17 protein-coding genes and 1 riboswitch are annotated in these 16,156 nt (G+C 68.5%); of the genes, 7 read left to right on the top strand and 10 right to left on the bottom strand.

From position 1 onward, the window contains the following. Positions 1 to 373 precede the first annotated feature (373 nt). Entirely contained in the window at positions 374 to 1,021 is a 648-nt protein-coding gene (locus ACQEVG_RS07440; RefSeq protein ID WP_432978799.1) for an ANTAR domain-containing protein, read from the top strand. Positions 1,022 to 1,076: 55 nt separating this feature from the next. On the opposite strand, the gene ACQEVG_RS07435 is transcribed toward ACQEVG_RS07440, so the two are convergent. The 3 genes from ACQEVG_RS07435 to ACQEVG_RS07425 form a co-directional block, all read right to left on the bottom strand. Then, positions 1,077 to 1,913 (bottom strand): DUF1206 domain-containing protein, encoded by an 837-nt coding sequence (locus tag ACQEVG_RS07435; protein ID WP_432978796.1) that lies wholly within the window; start codon positions 1,911 to 1,913, stop codon positions 1,077 to 1,079. 123 nt (positions 1,914 to 2,036) lie between these two features. Next, complete coding sequence (locus ACQEVG_RS07430) at positions 2,037 to 2,384, bottom strand: PRC-barrel domain-containing protein (protein ID WP_432978793.1); 348 nt, start codon at positions 2,382 to 2,384, stop codon at positions 2,037 to 2,039. A gap of 142 nt (positions 2,385 to 2,526) precedes the next feature. Further along, the gene (locus ACQEVG_RS07425) at positions 2,527 to 2,796 is read right to left on the bottom strand and encodes a hypothetical protein (protein WP_432978790.1); all 270 of its coding nucleotides are present in this window, start codon (positions 2,794 to 2,796) and stop codon (positions 2,527 to 2,529) included. Positions 2,797 to 3,072: 276 nt separating this feature from the next. On the opposite strand from ACQEVG_RS07425, the gene ACQEVG_RS07420 reads away from it, so the two are divergent. Continuing rightward, a complete protein-coding gene (locus ACQEVG_RS07420; protein ID WP_432978787.1) occupies positions 3,073 to 3,225 on the top strand; it encodes a hydrophobic protein in 153 nt (50 codons plus the stop codon). Positions 3,226 to 5,155: 1,930 nt separating this feature from the next. After that, positions 5,156 to 5,830, top strand: coding sequence for a hypothetical protein (locus tag ACQEVG_RS07415; RefSeq protein WP_432978784.1), 675 nt, complete (start codon positions 5,156 to 5,158; stop codon positions 5,828 to 5,830). A 151-nt stretch (positions 5,831 to 5,981) separates the two neighbouring features. On the opposite strand, the gene metE is transcribed toward ACQEVG_RS07415, so the two are convergent. Then, positions 5,982 to 8,306 carry a 5-methyltetrahydropteroyltriglutamate--homocysteine S-methyltransferase gene (gene metE, locus ACQEVG_RS07410; protein ID WP_432978781.1) on the bottom strand — a complete coding sequence of 775 codons (2,325 nt, stop codon included), beginning with the start codon at positions 8,304 to 8,306 and terminating at the stop codon, positions 5,982 to 5,984. A 160-nt stretch (positions 8,307 to 8,466) separates the two neighbouring features. After that, a riboswitch (cobalamin riboswitch) is annotated at positions 8,467 to 8,685 on the bottom strand. 345 nt (positions 8,686 to 9,030) lie between these two features. Between metE and ACQEVG_RS07405 the strand changes: the two genes are divergently transcribed. After that, positions 9,031 to 9,900, top strand: coding sequence for a DUF4394 domain-containing protein (locus tag ACQEVG_RS07405; protein ID WP_432978778.1), 870 nt, complete (start codon positions 9,031 to 9,033; stop codon positions 9,898 to 9,900). A gap of 50 nt (positions 9,901 to 9,950) precedes the next feature. On the opposite strand, the gene ACQEVG_RS07400 is transcribed toward ACQEVG_RS07405, so the two are convergent. From ACQEVG_RS07400 to ACQEVG_RS07390, 3 genes are all read right to left on the bottom strand, one after another. Next, on the bottom strand, positions 9,951 to 10,556 hold the full coding sequence (locus ACQEVG_RS07400; RefSeq protein ID WP_432978775.1) for a TetR/AcrR family transcriptional regulator: 606 nt from the start codon (positions 10,554 to 10,556) through the stop codon (positions 9,951 to 9,953). Then, a complete protein-coding gene (locus tag ACQEVG_RS07395) occupies positions 10,549 to 10,677 on the bottom strand; it encodes a fatty acid desaturase (RefSeq protein WP_432985144.1) in 129 nt (42 codons plus the stop codon). Before ACQEVG_RS07395 ends, ACQEVG_RS07400 begins: the two co-directional genes overlap by 8 nt. A 175-nt stretch (positions 10,678 to 10,852) precedes the next feature. Next, positions 10,853 to 11,293: a hypothetical protein gene (locus tag ACQEVG_RS07390; protein WP_432978772.1), complete on the bottom strand. Its 441-nt coding sequence runs from the start codon at positions 11,291 to 11,293 to the stop codon at positions 10,853 to 10,855. Positions 11,294 to 11,695: 402 nt separating this feature from the next. Here ACQEVG_RS07390 and ACQEVG_RS07385 point away from each other — a divergent pair, with 402 nt between their 5' ends. Together ACQEVG_RS07385 and ACQEVG_RS07380 are read left to right on the top strand one after the other, a co-directional pair. Then, the gene (locus ACQEVG_RS07385; protein ID WP_432978769.1) at positions 11,696 to 12,331 is read left to right on the top strand and encodes a carboxymuconolactone decarboxylase family protein; all 636 of its coding nucleotides are present in this window, start codon (positions 11,696 to 11,698) and stop codon (positions 12,329 to 12,331) included. Next, complete coding sequence (locus tag ACQEVG_RS07380; RefSeq protein ID WP_432978766.1) at positions 12,324 to 13,127, top strand: SDR family NAD(P)-dependent oxidoreductase; 804 nt, start codon at positions 12,324 to 12,326, stop codon at positions 13,125 to 13,127. Before ACQEVG_RS07385 ends, ACQEVG_RS07380 begins: the two co-directional genes overlap by 8 nt. A gap of 87 nt (positions 13,128 to 13,214) precedes the next feature. Here ACQEVG_RS07380 and ACQEVG_RS07375 read toward each other — a convergent pair whose 3' ends face one another. Further along, complete coding sequence (locus tag ACQEVG_RS07375; RefSeq protein WP_432978763.1) at positions 13,215 to 13,838, bottom strand: TetR/AcrR family transcriptional regulator; 624 nt, start codon at positions 13,836 to 13,838, stop codon at positions 13,215 to 13,217. Positions 13,839 to 13,936: 98 nt separating this feature from the next. Here ACQEVG_RS07375 and ACQEVG_RS07370 point away from each other — a divergent pair, with 98 nt between their 5' ends. Further along, positions 13,937 to 14,278, top strand: a complete 342-nt coding sequence (locus ACQEVG_RS07370) for a DoxX family protein (protein ID WP_432978760.1) — start codon at positions 13,937 to 13,939, stop codon at positions 14,276 to 14,278. Positions 14,279 to 14,312: 34 nt separating this feature from the next. Here the strand turns inward: ACQEVG_RS07370 and ACQEVG_RS07365 are convergent, their stop codons facing one another. Continuing rightward, positions 14,313 to 14,852, bottom strand: coding sequence for a hypothetical protein (locus ACQEVG_RS07365; RefSeq protein WP_432978757.1), 540 nt, complete (start codon positions 14,850 to 14,852; stop codon positions 14,313 to 14,315). Between the two features lie 65 nt (positions 14,853 to 14,917). Then, positions 14,918 to 15,862 carry a hypothetical protein gene (locus ACQEVG_RS07360; RefSeq protein ID WP_432978754.1) on the bottom strand — a complete coding sequence of 315 codons (945 nt, stop codon included), beginning with the start codon at positions 15,860 to 15,862 and terminating at the stop codon, positions 14,918 to 14,920. Between the last annotated feature and the right edge of the window lie 294 nt (positions 15,863 to 16,156).

The following is a 16,156-nucleotide window of genomic DNA, read 5'->3' as shown; positions in this document are numbered from 1 at the left end:
ACCGCGGCGGTGGCCGCGCTGCCGATCGGCGGGGCCGGGGTGTCCGCGATGTCCCGGACCGCAGCCGGCCATCCGTTGTGCAGCACCGACGACATCAGCGAGCAACTGGAAGAGCTAACTCACCCTGGGCGTCGGACCCTGCGTGGATGCCTTCACACACGGCTCGGCCGTCTTGACGCCGGATCTGCGGACCGGTGAACTTCAGGTCCGCTGGCCCGTGTTCGCCGATGCGGCGCTGAAAGCAGGAGCGCTCGCCGTCTTCGCGCCCCCTGCTCATGGGGGCGATCAGTCCTTGAGTTCTGGACCTGTACTCCCCGGTGCCCGTCCGGTTGAGGGCTGAGGAGCTGGCCGATGCGCTGACTTTCGCCGACTGATGGACTTCCTCCGCCTGCTGACCGACCGGTGCGTCGGCATGCTCGGCGCCAGCGCGGCCGGCGTTCTGCTCGCCGACCGGGAAGGCGAACTCCGGGTGATGGCTGCTTCCGACGAACAAGTACGCCTGCTCGAGCTCTTTCAGCTCCAGAACGACGAAGGCCCCTGCCTGGAATGCTTCCACACCGGGGCCCCCGTAACGGTCCCCGACTTGCGCACGGGGGCCGACCGCTGGCCGCGCTTCGTCGCGCAGGCCCAGCAGAGCGGGTTCGCGGCAGTCCAAGCCCTGCCGATGCGTCTGCGGGACGAGGTCGTCGGCGCCCTCAACCTCTTCCGCACCCATCCCGGCCCCGTCGACCCGGTCGGCACACCCATCGCCCAGGCCCTGGCCGACGTCGCCACCATCAGCCTGCTGCAACAACGCTCCACCCACCGCAGCACCGTTCTCAACGAACAGCTGCAGACAGCGCTGAACAGCCGCGTACTGATCGAACAGGCCAAAGGCAGACTCGCCGAACGCCAGGGCATCGACATGGAACAGGCCTTCACCGCACTGCGCAGTTATGCCCGCGCACACAACCGGCGCCTGTCCGACCTCGCCCGCGCCTTCATCGACGGCAGCGAACCCCTCACCGGCCTGAGCGTCTGACCTCTGTGTGCACTGGACGGTACCCGCGCGCCTTGACGGCCTCAGCCGGTGAACGTCACAGACGGCGCCAGCGCGCCGAAGCGAAGGAGAAGGCGCCGAAGAGAATCAGTCCGAGGGCGACGGCGACCAGCAGCCACGGCCCCATCGGGGTGTGCGCAAAGCTGCGGAGCGTCGCGTCCACGCCCTTGGCCTCGTGCGGGTCGAAGCGGACGGCCGCCACCAGGATGAAGATCCCGGCCGCGGCAAACACAGCGCCGCGCGCCACGCCGCCGCCCACACCGAGGCCGGTCACGGCCTGCCGCGTACGGCGGCTCATGGCGCCGGTGTCCAACTGCCGCAGGAAGCGCCGCAGCCCCGCCCGTACGGCGAGTACCACGCCGACGCCGATCAGGACGCAGCCCGCGGCACCCACCAGCACACGTCCGTACGGCAGTTCCAGCGCCGATGCCGTCCAGTCCTGCGACTTCGCATCACCGCTGGAGCCCTGGCCGCTCCCGGCGGCGAACGCGGCAGTCGCCCAGCAGACCACGGCGTAAAAGAGCGCCCGGCCACCGTCCAGCAGCCGGGATGCGGTCTTCCGCTGCCGCCCCCTTGCCAGCACCGCGCGGGCGCCCCGCCAGAGCGCCATGCCGCCGAAGCCGATGACAAGGGCCCACAGCATCACCCTGCCGAATGGCTGCTCCGCGACCTGGCGAAGCGCGCCCTGGCGATCGGCCTCCTCGCCACCGCTCCCCAGCGCGATCCTGACGGCCAGCGCGCCGATGAGGACATACACGACGCCCCGGGCGGCGAAGCCCGCCCGCCCCGCGGCGGTCAACGTCTGCTTCTGCGCGGAGCGGCGGGCCGTGAATCTCGAGGCCCAGCCCCAGCCGTGTGCGTGAGACGACGTCACGATCCCTCCCTCAGTGTGGGCGCGCGGTGCGCGTCCTGAGCCTCCGAGTGCCCCCGGCTGAAGCTCTGATGCACGCTGGTGGACGGCATTCGCCGCCACCGTGAGAGTCACACGCGGCTGAGGTCAGCCACGCGGGTGCTGGTAGTAGGAGCCCAGACGCTGGTGGTAGTCCGGGTCTCCCAGGTGCTTTTCCTTGTCGAACTCCGGCGCGGCCTTGATCTCGTCCTTCGTCCGGGACACGTACACCTTCTGCTCGACCGCGTCCACGCGCTCGATGACGCCGGCCGGCAGCAGTACGTCCTTCCCGAAGATCCACACACCGGTGTCGACCACGATGTAGGCCGAGCCGACCTCGTCGGAATGCCGGTCGATCTTTCCGATGCTGCCGTCAGTGGCTTCTACCTTGAAGCCGATCAGGCTGTTTCCCGGGTTGTAGCCCGCGGCCGGAGCGTAGCCCCAGAGATCACTCACGAAATTCCCCTCCTCAGGTCTCGCCAGAACAGAAGGTCAGATTCCTTGTCCCTCCTGCCGTCGGCCGGGTCCCCTCCTCGCGCTTCCTCAAACACCGACCGAGCTTCGAACACCGGTGACTCGGGCCTGAGTTTGGTGCTGCTCACCTGTGATGATCGTGGTCCCGGCGGTCCTGGCGATTCCAGCGACCTCGGCGCTGCCGGTTGTAGCGCCGGTCCCAGCGGTCCTGACGATCACGGTAGTCCCGGTTCTCCCGGTACTCGGGATCGCCGCCACGGCCCCAACCCCCGGCACCACCACGGCCGTAATGCACGAGACCGAAGATGAGCGCGGCCGCGGCCATCCACCAGATGGGGTTGAGCAAGCCGAGGCCGAGCAGGGCCACGACGAGAATGAGAAGCAGGACGAACATGGCAGACCCTTCCGGAGCAGAGTGGGACACGCTGCCGGGGACTGGGGCCTCACCCAACAGCGTAGTCCTGCCTCAAGGTTGGGGACAGCGCCTGCTGCCGACACGTACTGCAGGGCGCGGACGCCTATGGTCCGTTGACAGCAGACGTGCCCCAGCGTTGACTGACGACGACGCAGGGCTACGACGCTTCGGACTCTCCGGGCGCAGTCCTCGTCCTTCCGCTTCGCCGGGACCCCGCGGAACGCAGGAAATCTTCCGCGACCTGGAGGCCCGGCAATGCTTCTCTGGATCCTTCTTCTCCTGCTGATTCTGTTCGGGCTCGGGACCCCGATGGTGATCCTTTGGTACGTCGCGGTCGCACTGCTGGCCATCTGGATCCTCAGCTTCGCCGTCCGCCGCGGTGGCCGATCCGCCCACAGCCACCGGTGAAGGTGGGCGCCGCGAGCACCACCACTTTCGGGAGGTCGGGCAGCTTGGTGATCTCCTCGGTGGCGGCCGGTCCGTCCACGGGCGTGGCCGGACGGCGACTCGCACCCGAGGGCGGGCGGCCGGCGTGCACAGAACGAACCACGTCCCCGGCTGCTCCCACCGAAGCGCTTCGGCGCAGGTGAGACGCCCACTCCTGGACGGTTTGCATATTTATGCGCGGTATGTCATAGTTTTGCCATGCATAGCCCTCTACCTGAGGAACATGACCTGATGAACACTGGAGCCCACCCCTACGCTCCTGCCCCCCGCGCGAACATCGCCCTGGCTCGCGACTGCGACGAGTGTCGCGGCTGGGGGAGCGTGGTGAGCGATGGCCACTACGAACTCTGCCCCGTTTGCCAGACGCGGAACGCCTGACCGACGCCACCTCAAAGCTGGTCACCGCCGACCTGCCCGAGCAATGCGCCCGGCGAGCAGGAGGCCGAGTACATCACAGGGGCGAAGAAAATCACCGCACCGAACAGGACGTTCAACCCAAGGAGTTGAACGCGGTCGACTCGGAGTGAACCGTGCCTGCCGGCTCGGACGCCGAAGCAGGTGCCCTGGTGTGACCAGCGACAATCTCAAGAGAGTTGCGTACCCCACGTTTCAGCCGCTGTTTGAACGCTGACTCACTGCGGCCCGTTGACCTCGGTAACCGGTGCCCGCCTGAAGACCGGTGAGTGAGTGAGGTTCGCACATGCCAAGGATCCTTCCGAAAGACACCGAGTGGCGCCTTCCGGCCGTCGGCTGCTCGCCGGCCCGGTCGGTCGACCACGGTCCCTTCCAGCGCGTCACGCACTGAGCGGCCGAGCCCATGGACTACTGCTTCCCCTGCCACCGCGCCCTCAACGGCGCTGTGACGTGCCCAGAGTGCGGGGCATACGACGCCGACATGGCAACGCCGGGCGATCGGAGCAGCGGTGCTCCGGCAGCCGACCCGGCGCTGCTGGATGCCCCCGTCATCACGGGACCGGACTCCTTCGAGTCCCCGGCCCCTCCCTGGCCCCCCGCTCCTCCAGCCGATGTGCCCGCGGCGCGGCGTCGCCGTCCGCCGCGACTGAAGAAGTACGGCGGTCGGACGCTTGCCGCGGCCACCTTCGCCATACTCGGCGGCCTCGCCGCCACATCGCTGCTGCCCGAGCAGTCCGCCGGCCTCCCACGAACAGCGCCGAGCCCGGAACAGGCATCCCCCGACGAGCCCCATGTCCCCGTCACCGAATCACCCAGGGCCTCACGTACACCGGAACGTCCGACCACGCACCCGGCCAGAGGAAGCGTCCGGGACCGGAACAGCGGTCCGACTCGGCGCCCTCGCGCGACGGCCACTCACCGGGAACCACCGGCTTCCCAAACTCCCCCAGCCCCCACCGGTCCACCCGTGAAAGCCAGCCCGACGCCCCGCCCCTCCAGTGGCGGCCCCAGTCACTCGGCCTCGCCGACGGCGCCCCCTTCCGCCAGTCCTACCGGCAGCGTCAGCACCTCGCCCACGAGCAGTCCCGCGCCGAGCGCCACGGGTGTGCCATTGACCGATGCACTTGGGGAAGCGACGGAGCTGTTGCTGCCGGACCGCCGTCACTCGCGCCTTCGCCGATGAGCCGGATGCTCGACGGGGCGGCTCACACACGCGAATGCGCCCGGCCTCAACCCCGTCGAGGAAGTCTGGTCCCCGTTACGGCGCAGGACCTTCTCGAACAGCACGCACTGCGCCGTTATTGAGGTAGTTGCTTGAGACGCGGAAAGAGCCGTGCGCCGGAAGTAATCGATTGTTCGATGAAACCCGCCACTCAAGCCTGAGCTGTTCGATTGTGTTGATCGACGGGCCCATGGCAGCCTTCACGCAAAGCACTGGGGGGCAGACTTGGCTACGAACATAAGCTCGAACATAATTGTGGACGCATTCAACTCACTCGGCTGGGATACGTCAATCGCCGAGCGCGGTGTCGCCGGCTATTCGACGCTCTCGAGCTGGCGTGCATCGCAGACCGCGCAAGTGGCCGCTGCCGGGGCAGCGGCCATGGCCGTACCCGGCGCACATCTGATCGCTCTCACCGCAGACGTGGGATTCCTCTTGCACAAGATGTCCACGTGCGCATGGGGAATCGGATTCAAGCTCGGGGCCTCGGTCGAGGGGGAGGACGACTTGGCGGTCATCCTTGGCCTGTGGTCCGGAGCTCTGGAGCGGAATGCGCTCAGCGTGGGTTCTGCCACTGCCGGAGCGTCGGCGGGCTGGATTGTCTTCAATGCCGCCTATCCGACCTACGGTGCTGCCGTGATGGCCAAGGTGTTGGCCAGCGGCGCAGGATCCGGAGTCGCTGCAGTCGGCACAAAGATCGCCGGAAAGAAAAGCGGCAAGGCCATGGCGAAGCTGAGCAAGCCATTCCTGCAGAAGATCGCACAGAAAGTATCGGTGAAGTTCTCGGCCCTCCTTGGTTCAAAGGCGGCTACGGGCGCAGTCCCCATCCTCGGCGCACTCGCTGGTGCCGGAATGAACTCCTACTTCATTATGAAGTTCGCCGACGCTGCGGAGATCTACTACAAGGAAAAGATCGCTGCCGGAGGGTGAGAAGCCGGTATCGCGACATCCTTGGAGCTCCTTGGAGCCGATGGATGACCGGCAGTCCTCGGACCTGTACTGGTGGCGCGAGGGGTTCTCTGCTGTGACACGGCTGTGGCCGGGGCGGACACCATGTGTGTTCGCCCCGGCCACTGCTGTCTCAGGAGGTCGCGGTGGGCACGTCGCCCCTGACCTCTCGTGCTGCTGCCACCAGGTTCTCCAGCGACGCCCGTACCTCGGGCCAGCCGCGGGTCTTCAGGCCGCAGTCCGGGTTGACCCAGAGCCGCTTTGCGGGGATGGCTTCAAGTCCCTTGCGGAGCAGGGCGGCCGCCTCGTCCGGGCTGGGGATCCGTGGGGAGTGGATGTCGTAGACCCCGGGGCCGACCTCGCGGGGATAGCGGGAGGCGGCGAGTTCCCCGGCGACTTGCATGTGGGAGCGGGCGGCTTCCAGGCTGATGACGTCGGCGTCGAGGTCGTCGATGGCCGTCAGGATGTCGCCGAATTCGGCGTAGCACATGTGGGTGTGGATCTGGGTGTCCGGCCGGACGCCACCGGTAGTGAGGCGGAATGCCTCGGTCGCCCAGGTGAGGTAGTCCGTGTGGCCGGCGGTGCGCAGGGGCAGCGTTTCGCGCAAGGCGGGCTCGTCGACCTGGATGACTGACGTTCCGGCTGCCTCCAGATCGTTCACTTCGTCGCGCAGCGCGAGGGCGACTTGGCGTGCGGTGTCGCCGAGAGGCTGGTCGTCGCGGACGAAGGACCAGGCGAGCATGGTGACCGGGCCGGTGAGCATGCCCTTGACCGGGCGGTTGGTGAGCGACTGGGCGTACGTCGTCCAGCGCATGGTCATCGGCTCGGGGCGGGAGATGTCCCCGGCCAGGATCGGCGGGCGGACATAGCGGGTTCCGTAGGACTGGACCCAGCCGTGCTGAGTGGCCAGATAGCCGGTGAGTTGTTCGGCGAAGTACTGGACCATGTCGTTGCGTTCGGGCTCGCCGTGCACCAGGACGTCGAGGCCGGCGTTCTCCTGGAAGGAGAGAACGTCGCGGATCTCGTCCTTGATCCGCTCCTCGTAGGCGGCGGTGTCGATCCGCCCCGCACGCAGGTCGGCGCGGGCCAGGCGCAATTGGGTGGTCTGCGGGAAGGAGCCGATGGTGGTCGTCGGCAGCAGCGGCAGCCCGAGGTGGGCGCGCTGGGCCGCTGTCCGTTCGGGGTACGGCTGGGAGCGGTGGCCGTCGGCGTCGGTGACGGCGGCAGCCCTGGCACGGACCGCAGGATCGTGGGTGATCGCCGAGCCGGCCCGGGATGCCAGATTGGCGCGGTTGGCGGCGAGTTCGGCCGCGATGGCGCCGGTGCCCTGGGCGAGACCCCGGGCCAGGGTGGCGATCTCGGTGGTCTTCTGGCGGGCGAAGGCGAGCCAGCGGGCGATCTGCGGATCGATGTCGCGCTCGGCCGCTGTGTCCAGCGGGACGTGCAGCAGGGAGCAGGAGGCGGCGACGTCGACCCGGTCGGCGAGGCCGAGGAGGGTACCCAGGGTGGACAGCGAGGCCGCCAGGTCGTTGATCCAGACGTTGCGGCCGTCGACGACGCCGGCGACCAGGCGCTTGCCGGGCAGTCCGCCGACGGCTGCGAGGTCGTCGAGGTTGGCGGCGGCGGGCCCGGTGAAGTCGAGGGCGAGACCATCGACCGGGGACTTGGCCAGAACGGGCAGTGCCTCGCCGAGCCGGTCGAAGTAGGAGGCGACCAGCAGCTTGGGCCGGTCGGTGAGCGCGCCGAGGTCGCGGTAGGCGCGGGAGGCGGCGTTCAGCTCGGCCTGGGTGCGGTCCTGGACCAGCGCCGGTTCATCCAGTTGCACCCACTCGGCGCCGGCGGCACGGAGGTCGGTGAGCACCTGGGCGTACACGGGCAGCAGCCGGTCGAGCAGGGTGAGTGGGACGAAGTCCGCGGCGACGCCGGGGGCGGGCTTGGCCAGCAGGAGGTAGGTGAGCGGGCCGACCAGGACCGGGCGTGCGGTGTGGCCGAGCGCGAGGGCTTCCTTGAGTTCAGCGGTCTGCTTGGACGAGTCGGCGGCGAAGACGGTGTCGGGGCCGAGTTCGGGGACGAGGTAGTGATAGTTGGTGTCGAACCACTTGGTCATCTCCAGCGGCGCCGCGTCCTGGGTGCCGCGAGCCATCGCGAAGTAGCCGTCGAGGGTGTCCGTCTCCACGGCGGCGCGGTGCCGGGAGGGGATCGCGCCGACCATGACGCTGGTGTCCAGGACGTGGTCGTAGTAGGAGAAGTCTCCGGTCGGGACCTCGTGGATGCCGGCGTCGGCCAGCCGGCGACAGTTGGCGGCGCGCAGTCGGGAGGCGGTCTGCTGGAGTTCGGCGGCGCTGACGCGCCCCTTCCAGTAGCCCTCGATGGCCTTCTTCAGTTCCCGGCCCTGGCCCTGGCGGGGGTAGCCGTGCACGGTGGCCCGTGCTTCTGCGGCTGTGGACTTGCTGGTCACGAAACTCTCCTTCGCGAGCTCTTTGTCAAGCGGCCCGGGACGGGTCGAAGACGCGAAGGGGATGGCAGACCGGGCGAGTCACGTGCTGTGTTGTCGCGCGTGACCGCCTGATATGTACGCCGACCCGCCCTCGAGGTCACCGGCACTCCGCGCACGAACGGTCGCGCGCGGGCAACGGGCAGGTCTTCGGACTCGCGGGCACATCTGCCAGGGGCAGACACCTACTGGCCGTCGCTTCCCAGACCCGGCCGGGTCCAGTGCGTATGACGGCGGTCGTTCCCGCTCACCGCTGCGGGGCAGTCCCGGATTTCCACCGGGTTCCCTCTTACGACGCTTCCCGTCCGGCGGACGGGGAGCGAACAAGTTGCCCGTCCACACTATGCGCTGTGCGGAGTCGCGGACACTGCCGTTCACGATCCGGACCCCTGAATTGAGCCACGGACTGCCAGGGGTATTTGGACACGCACTGAACGGCCGGCGGGCCGGCGGCGGCCGTGCGGGGACTGGGCCGGCATGGGCCTTCCGGATATGCCGCTGATGAGAGAAGGGTGAAGGAGATGTGAAACGGCCCGGCCGGAGGGGCTCATGCGCATTCAGGTACTCGGGCCGGTCTGCGTCTGGCGGGACGGCGGCCAGGACCGGGCGCGCCGGCTGATGGTTCGGCCAGGCGGACCATGCCGCACTGCCCGTACCACGCCACACGCCCACCGGGAGGGAAGAACCCATGAATGCAGGGATCAACAAGAGAATGGCTGCGGCGGTCGCGGTGGCATCCGCCATGGCGGCACTCGTTGTGGGAGCCCCGAGCAACGGCTGGGCCGAGGCCCAGGCCGACAGCCTGCGGGCGTTCGGGATCTCGAGTGACGGCACGTTAATGGCCACGTTCACCACCGACAGACCCCAGGTGCTCGACTGGGTCAGGACCGTCACCGGGCTCAGTGGCGACACCGCCCTGATCGGGATCGACTTCCGCGTGCAGAACGGCCTCATGTACGGCGTCGGCAACCAAGGCGGCATCTACACGATCAAGACCCCGCCGACGACCACGGACGTGGTGGTCACCAAGGTCTCCCAGCTCCGTGTTCCGCTGTACGGCACGAACTTCGGGGTCGACTTCAATCCCGCAGCCGACCGGCTGCGGGTGATCAGCGACAACGGCCAGAACCTGCGCCACAACCTCGCCGACGGCACCACGACCGAGGACACCACACTGACCACCCCGCCGGCGACCGGGCCGGCCAGGGGCGTCACCGCCGCTGCCTACACGAACAACGACTTGAACGCGGAGACCGCGACCACGCTGTTCGACATCAACACGGCCACGGACCAGGTCGTCATCCAGTCACCGGCCAACAACGGCCTGCTGGCCCCGACCGGAGCGCTCGGCGTGGACGCCGGCCCCAATGCGGGCTTTGACATCTTCAGCGACCTGACCTACGGCAAGACGACCTCGGTGTCGGCTTTCGCCACTCTCACTTCGGCAAGTGGCTCTGCGACGCTCTACAGCGTCAATCTGTTCACCGGGGCCACGGTCGGCGTGGGGCAGTTCCCGCTGCCCATCACCGACATAGCCATCGCACTCGACACGGACTGACACGGGTGTGGTTGCTTCCGGCGACACGCTCGGGCGCAACAGCCAAAAGCTCAAGGCGTCCGGCGTGCCCGCCGGTTCAGGCGAGGGATCCGGTCGAAGACCGCGGCGAGCCTGGCGGCCTGGTCGAAGTGGGTCGCCGGGCGGGAGCGGTCGCCGTCGAGATGGGTGAGGGTTTCCATGCCGAGGTAGAACGCCACGGCCGCGCTCGCCAGTACGGATACGCGCACGACGGACGCGAGTGGTTTGCCGCGCAGCAGCGCGGTCATCAGTTCCTCGGCCAGCTCCTCCCAGTTCCGGGTTTCGAGGGCCAGCTGGGCGGCAAGCCTCGACCCGGGCCTGGCGCCGGCGTACAGCTCCTGAACGGCGGCGACGTGCCCGGTCTCGGTGTCCTCGTCGTAGAGCTCGCGGAGCCGTGCGACCGCGTGCGCGGCCCGGTCGGTCCCGGACAACTCGGCGCGATAGCGCCGCATCCGGGACGCACTGGTCCGTGCCAGCGCCGCCACCAGCAGATCGTCCAGGTCCGAGAAGTGGTAGTAGATCACCCCGGGCGCGAAGCCGCCGGTCTGGGCGATCGCCCGCGCGGTGGTACCTCCGTAGCCGTTGCGCACCAGGCAGGCGAGGGCGGCGTCGAGGACGCGGTCACGAGTGTCAGACAACGCGCACCGGCCGGACCCCATGGGCCGCGAAGTGGCCTTCGAGCCGGCGCGCGAGCTCCGGCAGGTGATGGCTGGGTACGCGCGGGTAGAGATGGTGCTCCAAGTGGTACGTGAGCTCCAGGAAGACGGACGGTCAAGTACACGACGGGCAAGGACTACAACAGCGACGCCATGTTCCTGTTCCGTACCGTCGACGGAGAGTTCGTCTCGGGCAGTACACGGAAGCGGTCTCGTGAGCCGGACGCATCGACGGAGGTGGGGCGGATGCGCCCCCGGTGGGCGGGAGCGTCGGGTCCTCACAGCGCCGGGAAGACAGCGGCGAAGAAAAGCCACAGCAGTACCGCCCAGAACAAGGCCGCGGTGAGCGAAACCAGGAGAGAGCTGCGCCACTTCAGCACCAGGAAAGGGAACATCACCAGGGCGGCCCAGTGCCCGGCGACGTCGATGAACACCCGGGCCGCCTCGGCCAGCGTCCTTGCCCGGCCCTGCGCGAGATAGCCGATCAGGCGTTGGGAGGTGAAGCCGTAGAGGCCGAAGACGATGGGGAAGAACCAGAACGGCGTGATGTCGACGAGCACGCTCTCCGACAGATCGTCGAACATCACGAGGTAGATGACCGCCACGGCCGTCAGGCCACCCAGCAGGGCGATCAGGTAGAGGAATTTGAGCGCCGCCGCCTCCGGCGGACCCGCCGACGGGACCACCGGGGAGGCGTACGGCACGTCCGGCCGCGGCACGCGGACGACCTGGTGGCAGTGCGGGCACCGCACGTCTGTGCCGCTCTGCCCAGACGGCACGGACATGAGGTGCCCGCACGAGGCGTGAAAATCGATCTGTCTCTCGTTCACAGGCGGTCTCCCCAGTAAAAATCACGCGACTGAAGCGGGTCAGCAGCGCGGACCTGGCACAGCCGGCGGACGGCCGACGCGTCCCGGACTACGAGGACGCGCCCGCCGGTGGCCCGGTTCCCGCGTCCCGTTGCGTGTTTCGCCCGCGATCTGGACGAGATCCGCATCCGCGACGTGTCCGCCTGTCACGGGCCGCCGCCGGCGTGGGCCGTGCCGGATGTGGCGAGAGCGAAGCGGACGCTGTCGAAACTTTCACTTGCTAAACGTTCAGCCAGTTTCTACTGTGAGCGCATGGACGACGCCACGACTGAGATGCCTGACGCACCCCATGGCCGCCTCCCAGGTGGCAGCCGCCTCCCCCGCATCGCGCCACTGCCGGAGGACCGCTGGGACGCGCGGGTGCGGCGGCTTCTGGCCACCGCACCACGGGACCCGGGAGGCCGGGTGCCCAACATCTTCACCACCTTGGCCCGTCACCCGGACCTCTATGCGCAGTTCATGCCGTTCGGCGGGCAGCTGCTCCGCAGCGGGCTGCTGCCGGGAAGGATCAGGGAGCTACTGATCCTGCGCACCGCGCACAACACCGGTGCCGCCTACGAGTGGGGACGCCATCTGCCGCTGGCCGAGGCCGCTGGGGTCTCGGCCGCGGACGTCCTGCACATCATCCAGGGCCCGGACGCCGTCGGGTGGACGGACCTCGAGAGGCATCTGCTCCGGGCCGCCGACGAACTGCACCGCGACGCACGGATTTCGACCGTGACCTGGGAAGCTCTCGCCTCCCACTACGAGGGGGCAGAGCTGATAGAGATCACCATGCTCATCGGCCAGTACCACATGCTGGCGTTCTTCCTGAACTCCGTCGGCGTGCAGCTGGAGCCGGGCTTCGACCGGGCCGGCACCGGGAAGGGGACGGGCACCGATGGATGAACAGCGGAGACCGGAGAAGGAGGCGCGCCGTCTGGCCGGCCGCAAGCTCCTGGTGATCGGCGCGGGCACCCGTCCGGACGGGGATCCGCAGGCACCCGTCGGCAACGGACGCGCGATATCCGTCCTTGCCGCCCGTGAAGGAGCGAGTGTGGCGTGCGCCGACATCGCACCCGAGGCGGCCTCGGCGACCGCCCGGCTCGTCGCCGCCGAGGGCTCCCCGGGAGTCGCCGTGGTGGCTGATGCCACCGACCCCGAACAGGCCGCCGCAATGGTCGCCGAGGCCGCCCGCGAGCTCGGCGGCCTGGACGCGCTCGTGGTCAACGCAGGCATCGGGCTCGGCGTTGGCCTGGCCGGCTCCTCGCCCGAGGAATGGGACCGCGTCCTCTCGCTCAATCTGCGCGCGCCCTTCCTGGCCGCGAAGTACGGCCTGCCGACGATGAGCGGCGGCGCGATCGTCTTCATCGGATCCGTTGCCGGACTGCGCGCCGCCACCGGCTCGCCCGCGTACGACAGTTCCAAGGCGGGTCTGATGGGTCTGACCCGGCACGTCGCCAAGGAAGGCGCTGCCCGGCGTATCCGCGCCAACGTGGTCGTACCCGGCCTGATCGACACCCCGATGGGCCGTCAGGCATCAGCCGCACGCACTTCCAGGACCGCGTCCTTCGCCCGGATCCCACTCGGCCGGCAGGGCACCGCGTGGGAGGTGGCGGAGGCGGTCACGTTCCTGCTCTCCGATCGCGCCTCCTACATCACGGGGCAGCAGCTGGTGGTGGACGGCGGCATGAGTGCGGTCTGACCTCGGTTCGGCAGCTGTCCGGCCGGTGCTCGGGCAGACTCTGCCGGTGCTCGGGCAGACTCCCGCAGACGACCCGGGCCGCCGAGGTCAGCCGGTCCTCCGGTCCGGAGTGAGTGCCAGCAGCACCATGTCGTGGGCCGCGCGGCCGATTTCCTCCAGGCGGGCGCGAGAGGAGTCCAGCTGGTACTGGAGCAGCACGCCGCGCGCCAGGCTCTCCAGAAGAAATGCCTGCGCGCGGGGGTCCAGGTCGGGGCGGATGGTGCCGTCGGCGATCCCCCGTCGGATGTCGTCCTCCACGCCGGTGCGGACCAAGTCGAGTTGGCCGCCCAAGGGCCCCTTGGCGGTGTCCCCCGGGCTGCCGACCGCCTCGACGAGCAGCACCAGCAGCGCGCGTGCCCGGACACTGGGGCCAGGCTCGGCCAGAGCCGAGAAATACTGCTCCAGCTTGGCCAGCACGGCCTCCAGCCCGGTCATCCGATGGTATCCGGGGAGTGCCCGGAGACGGTCGACAAAGACCTCGCGGATGTCGTTGATGACTGCCTCGACGAGCCCCGCCTTGGACTCGAAGTGGTAGCTGACCATGCCCCGGCTGACCCCGGCGCGATCACCGACCTTCTTCACCGTGAGGCCGCGGTAGCCCTCTTCGGCGAGGATCCCCAGTGCCGCGTCGATCAGTCTGCGCCGGGAGGCCTCCCGCTGGTCGTCGCGCATCGTCGGAGGGGGGCCGGTCGTTGTCGTGGGATCGGTCATCGCCCCAGCAGTATCCCATCCGGGACTGCCCACTGCTCGAAAGGTGACCTGTGGACGTCTTGCGCATCATCCTGGCTGTAGCCATCGGCCCGATATTTGTCTTCACCGGAGGGATCAAGATCTACGGCCTGCGCCGGTCCCTGCAATACCGTGACCACTTCGGCATGTCGCCCTCGCTGTGGCGGGCGATCGGTGTGCTGGAGGCCGCGGGGGGCTTGGGGCTGCTCGGGGGGCTGGCGGTCCGGCCGCTGGGTATCGCGGCCGGCGCGGGACTGTGCGCGTTGATGGTCGGCGCCGTGCTGACGCACCTGCGGGCCAGGGATCCGATCGCTGTGGTGGCCTCTGCCTCGGGCGTTCTGTTGCTCGCTTCGACGTCCCTTGTGTGCGGCATCGCCGCGTGACCCCCACGAGCTGCAGCGGCTGCGGCGGGGCCGGTCATGACTGGCTGTTGAGGAATCCGATCGTCATGGCCCCCCACCACCCGAGTTGGGAGAGGACGGCCGAGATCACTCCACGCATGAGCAACCGCCGCGGGGGCCACGCACCTGACTGGTCGGCCAGGGTGCGGTGCAGAGCTTGCGCGTGCACTCCGTTGAGCGCGATCAGAAGGACGAGTGCCAGCTTGACCCGGGTGAGGGCAGCGTGCGGGTCGGGATCGAGGGTGATCCCGCTCAGCACCAGGCCGGCCAGTCCCGCCCACACGGGGACGTGCAGCGGGCCGGCGAACTCCAGTGCCTGACGCAGGCTCTGCCTCCCCAGCAGCCACAGCGCGCCGTAGTAGTCGATGGTCAGCACCGCGCCCAGTCCGATGACCAGCGCCCCCAGATGCACGAACAGCGCGACCGTGCGCACCGCTGGGCCGGCCTCCACATGCAGCGCCGCCCACACGCTGCCCGCCCATGCCAGGCAGATGAGCACGTCGGCGACGATGAGCGTCCACCCGTTTACGGGTCCGCGGGCCCGACCCGGATTCATGCGATCACCTCCGTGGTGAGGCGGTGGGGCGGCACTCGCGCGCCCCACCGCCTGGTCGAGGCGGATCAGTTCCGGGCCACCCAGCCGGCCATGATCCCCATGACGTCGTCGTGCGAGTGCCCGTCGATTTCGTACCTGCTGGTGATTTGCAGGACATCCCCCCGGTGGATCGTGCCGACGGGGTCAGCGCTGCAGGGCGGCATGTCCGAGATCTCGGTGTGTCCGTGGAGGTCGATGAACTCGGGGCTGCCGCCTTCCTCCGCCACGATGTTGCACAGGAGTTTGCCGGTGGTGAGGTTCTCGGTCCGCACCGAGTGACCGCCATGGTGGAGATGGCCGCGCATGTGCACCAGCGTCCCGGAGATCGTGGACCGCCAGCGCCGGGTCTTTTCGCTGACTCCCTCGGGAGCGTCGTACGCGCTGCCGAGGCATCCGCCCGCGTCCATCCATATCGGGGTCACCGGCTTGAGCCGCGAACCAGTGGCGGATTCATGGGTGTACGTGACGGAGATGTAGACCGTCTTGTTCTGTGGGGCGTGGTTCATCAGGTCGTAGAGCATGTTCCACCGCTCGCCCCTGCCGACTTTGATGCCGTATCCGGAGGGCAGGAGGCTCGCCACCCGCTCATTGCCGGAGGCGAATATGCGCTGCGGGCCGTTGCACACGACGTCGTTCTTCCAGTGGTTTCCCATCACCATGTGGTGCAGCATGGGACCGGTGTTGACATTGGCGTTCGACCCGTCCTCGTAGACGAGATTGGGCTTGAATCCGGTGATGAAGCAGTCGTCGCACGGCTTCTGGACGTTCCAGGAGATTCGGTTGCCCGTCTCCCCGTGGTCGTGCCCGGACGCGGCCGGGAGGGTGAACGGTCCGTACCGTACGGTCGTGACCTGTGGTCCGGGGTCCTGCCGCCGTGCAACAGGGGCGATGTCGGAGACAGCCGGGGTGGCGCCCGCCGCCAGTGCCGCAGCGACGACGACGGCGGTCAACGCGATTTTTCTCTGAAGCATGTTGCCCTCCTTACGGGAAGGGAGTTCTTCGGACTCGGCCGGTGTGCATGGAAATTGAGCGCGGTTCACCTCGCCCCGCGATGGCGAGCACGCAGAAAGACCCATCGACATCGCCGATGCAGCCCCGATGTTTTTCCATGAACAGGAAAGCGTGACGGTCAACGTCTCAAGAGCGGACAGGTCATATCGAGGGGATCCCCCTCACCGACAATGGCCTGGCTGGGCTGACCGTAGAGTGACGTGCGGCCTTTCCACTGTCAACCGATGCCCGCCACGATAAAACCCGGGAAATTC

The organism is Streptomyces sp. CA-135486 (genome assembly GCF_050936555.1).
Classification (GTDB): domain Bacteria; phylum Actinomycetota; class Actinomycetes; order Streptomycetales; family Streptomycetaceae; genus Streptomyces.
This window is presented reverse-complemented; position numbering and strand designations above follow the sequence as displayed.